3 protein-coding genes and 1 pseudogene are annotated in these 3,648 nt (G+C 47.3%); all 4 read right to left on the bottom strand.

Annotated features, from left to right (window positions below):
* Positions 1-369: 369 nt before the first annotated feature.
* The 4 genes and pseudogenes from tnpC to tnpB all read right to left on the bottom strand — a co-directional run bounded on the left by tnpC (position 370) and on the right by tnpB (position 3,440).
* Complete coding sequence (tnpC, locus tag ACTNBF_RS16230; RefSeq protein ID WP_441089684.1) at positions 370-1,359, bottom strand: IS66 family transposase; 990 nt, start codon at positions 1,357-1,359, stop codon at positions 370-372.
* Positions 1,360-1,368: 9 nt separating this feature from the next.
* Positions 1,369-2,157 (bottom strand): annotated as a pseudogene (locus tag ACTNBF_RS16225) (DDE-type integrase/transposase/recombinase); the annotation flags it as partial.
* 598 nt (positions 2,158-2,755) lie between these two features.
* Positions 2,756-3,145: a hypothetical protein gene (locus ACTNBF_RS16220; protein WP_441050316.1), complete on the bottom strand. Its 390-nt coding sequence runs from the start codon at positions 3,143-3,145 to the stop codon at positions 2,756-2,758.
* Between the two features lie 100 nt (positions 3,146-3,245).
* The gene (tnpB, locus tag ACTNBF_RS16215) at positions 3,246-3,440 is read right to left on the bottom strand and encodes an IS66 family insertion sequence element accessory protein TnpB (RefSeq protein ID WP_441089683.1); all 195 of its coding nucleotides are present in this window, start codon (positions 3,438-3,440) and stop codon (positions 3,246-3,248) included.
* Positions 3,441-3,648: the final 208 nt, after the last annotated feature.

Here is a 3,648-nt window from a genome sequence, read left to right as displayed (position 1 = left end):
CAAAGGCGGTGCGAAGCATCCTTTACATACACTGGAAACTCCGGTATTATCCAAGCAACAATCCAATGAATTTTTTAGCCACAAATGTTACAAAAAAGCTTGACCACAACAGCTCACCCCAGCATATCCATTACCTCATACAAGGAGATGGTTGGATATATTTCACCGCTTGCAGCTGCCTCTAATGTTTTCTTTTCAATAATCTGCTCCCGTTCAGTAAGCGTCAAATAAATTGTGTCTAGAATCAGATTCTGCCTCCTGTATAATAGTCTTGAGACAAAATCCAGCATCACTCTAAAAAGTCCATGGACTTTTTAGAGTTTGTAGACCAGTGTATACTCTCTTAGTTTCATGATACACCGATCATGATCAGGCTGCCTGGTTCTTCCTGTCTTTCTTTCTGGGAGTCTTAGGTGCCTGAACAGGTTCCTGTTCTGAAGATCCCCGGATGAATTCCTGTTTTTTCATGAACTCATACTTTTTATATTCCTCTGACCAGGGCATCATGGACGGCAGGAAATCATGATCCGTATCATCCATATGAGCCGGCATCTTTTCCAGCAGGTACATCAGATAGTAGTACGGATGCGCTTTGTTCGCCCTGGCAGTCTCCACAAGTGAGAAGATGATGGCCATGGAAAGGGCACCGTCGACTGAAAAACTGAAGAGGCAGTTCTTTCTGAGGATGGCGAAGGGCTTGATGCTCCTCTCTGCAAAGCCGTTGTCGCACGGGATGTTAGGATCATCAAGGAACATGCGCAGCCTGTCTTCCTGATTCAGGGAATACTTTATCGCATCCCTGAGTCTGGCACTGTACGACGGATCATCAGGGTTGAGGGTTTTCAGATACTCGAAATAAGCATCCACTTTTGGACGCACTTTCTCCTGTCTTCCTTTATGGCGTTCTTCAGCTGAAAGCTGTTTGAGCGGGGTCTCCGCCTGATAGATCTCATCGATCAGAGCCTGCCCCTTGTATTCAGGCAGTTCGACAAGTTCATCCGGTGTATAGTTCTTTACACCAAGGGCACGCATGGCATAAGTGCACCTGCGGCGCGCATGCATTAGGCAGCCTGTTCCACGGATGATGGGACCGGAGTTTTCTGTTTCCTGTGATTCCCTCTCCAGCACTTCATAAGAGACATAGGCATCGCTGGTAAGAAAACCTTTGTAGCCTGACCGGAGGTAAAACTCTCTCAAATGTTCGGTCCCTCTTGTCAGTTCAAAGCGGAATAAGACAATGGGGTGACCGGAAAAGAGCTCACTCGATGTGTGAACCCACATGTAGCCTAAAGAACCTGCTTTCCTTCCGTCACAGACGACCTGCAGGACGGTTTCATCACACTGGTTGTACCTGCACAGCTTCAGCAGGAAGGCTTTGGAAGTAAATTGAGATCCTTGATCCGAGTGTAGGATTAATTCCCCCTTAAGCGCCGGCTGTGATTCCAGCGCCTTCTGCAAGGTACGGATAGCAAGATCGCTTGTGATATGCCGGTCTGTTATGCTGGCAATAACGCTTCGATCATGCAGATCTATGATTGTACAGTTGTAACGTACATCATGGTTCTCCAAAAACAAATAGGTAAAATCGGTACACCATTTTTGATTGATTTCATCTGCCGTAAAGTTCTGTTGTATTTTGTTTTCAAACACCTTATGCGGTTTACCATGCTCATATCCTGGTTTTTTGGGGCGAACAATAGATTTCAGCCCAAGTATTGAATTCATATACTTGTGTATAGTTGTCTTGCTATATGGGAACCCCTCTCTTTCTAAGTATACCTGCATGCTGCGATATCCATCTACGCCATGGTGCTTATGTTAAATATCTGTAATTTTTGACAGAGTTTTCTCTCGCTGGGCATAGTAATCATAGACCGGACCGAAAAGGTCCAGCGCAAAACGGATGCCCCAGTTGGCCATGGTCTGGCGTGAGACAGGAACATCGCTGCGGATGAAATCCGCCTCCTGACGGTAAAGAGGAAGGCCAAGGACAAACTTATTGTACATGATCTCTGCAACAAGTGACGGGGTTGCGATCGATCTGGGAAGGAGCTGCCCTGATGCAGGGATCCTGACGAGAGAATGCTCCAGTCCTGCCGAAATGACAGGGGTATACAACGTCCTGACATACTTTGTGCAGGGAATGCTCTCCAGCATCCTGTGCGGTTCCCAATAGGCTATGCGCCAGTTCCCTTCGCCGTATTCATCATTCAGCGCATTTACGTCGAACTGGAACTCTGTCCTGCCGGGAAGCCTGGAGAGATCTTCTGCACGCTTACCCTTTTTCTTTTTTCCTGAGGGTTTCCGCTCTTTTTTGCCGCCGGTGCTGCCTTTCGCTGCGGATTTTTCTTCCTTATCCGGATCAGAAGACGGATCATCGGCAGGGATATCCTCGGAGACAGGGTCGGCGGCATCTGCCCCGGAGCATACACTGTCAATGATGTCTTCTGTCTTTTCTGTGGACCGGCCGAACAGGTCCCCGTTACGGAGACGGAGCTGTTCGGTAAGGCGGAGATTCTCCTTCTTAAGGGTTTCGTTCTCAAGAGTGGCCTTTGCAAGGTCGTCCTTCATTTTCTGGAACTGGACGGTCATCTCCGTATCCGCGCGTGATCTTTCCTCAGCCAGGGAAAGTTCTCCCGAATACGCGCCCATCATCATGATGAGGGATGAGCGGAGTTCATCTGTATTCATTTGTGAGACCGTTTCCCTGAGTGTGCTGAGTTTCTTTTTCATGTGCTGCCGTCCCTCCTGCTGATCATTCAGAAAGTGCGGGGCACATGCGGAGGCAGGACTCCAGGCCGCGTCGGATGCTTATGATGTCATCCGTCAGTTTTCTGTTTTCCTTTTCGAGCTCAGCGATGCGTGAATCCCTGAGGGAAAGTTCAAGAGTCAGTTCGCGGATTCTGGCTTCCGCTTCTGCAGAAACGGATCCGGCTGTTTCAGATAAAGCGGATCCAGTCTCGGCAGCTCCCTTCTTTTTTCTGCCTCTGGTGCCGGTGGGGACGATCTCGCCTGTTACAGGGTCAAGTTTCCCCAGGAGCTTTCTCCTGGAACGGGACTGCTTTTTCTCAGCATCCCAGTAACTGGTTGATTCGTATACGTATGTGGTATCTGTGTCAGCGTGATACTGCTTGATAATAGCCATAACGGACCTCCTCGTTATAGTTTTATAATTATATTATATCACTTGTTATAACGAGTATCAAGTAAAAGTTACAATTAAATTCAATTTATTTGTAACGAGTTTATTTCCGGTCTTTCTCCGGATAGTATTCACGGATGGAGCCCTCAACCGCAAAGCCGTTCATCAGGAGCCTGAACTGCTCCGGGGATATCTCCCTGGCTTCTTTCGGGGTGCGCGGCCACTGGAAACGGTTTCCAGGACTAAGCCTCTTTAAAGCCAGGGTATATCCATCGCCTTCGTAGCACAAAGCTTTGATGCGTGTATATAGTAAAATAAAAGTACCTCAAATCGGAAAGTAAAATTCCCAAATATCGGATTGGGAATTTCCCACAATAAAGCAGGACATCTTGAATCACTTAACCAATACCGTTATCCTTTGGTAGAGACCAATCTATTCAAAGGAGGAAAGGAAGATGCTCAAAATGTCCCAAATCAATCATATCAGAGATTTGAGTAAATGTGGA

Origin of the sequence: Bariatricus sp. HCP28S3_A4 (assembly GCF_052066395.1) — a bacterium.
In the GTDB taxonomy this organism is placed as follows: Bacteria; Bacillota; Clostridia; order Lachnospirales; family Lachnospiraceae; genus Allocoprococcus.
Note: the sequence above shows the minus strand (reverse complement) of the source record. Positions and strands in the feature narration are given on the sequence as shown.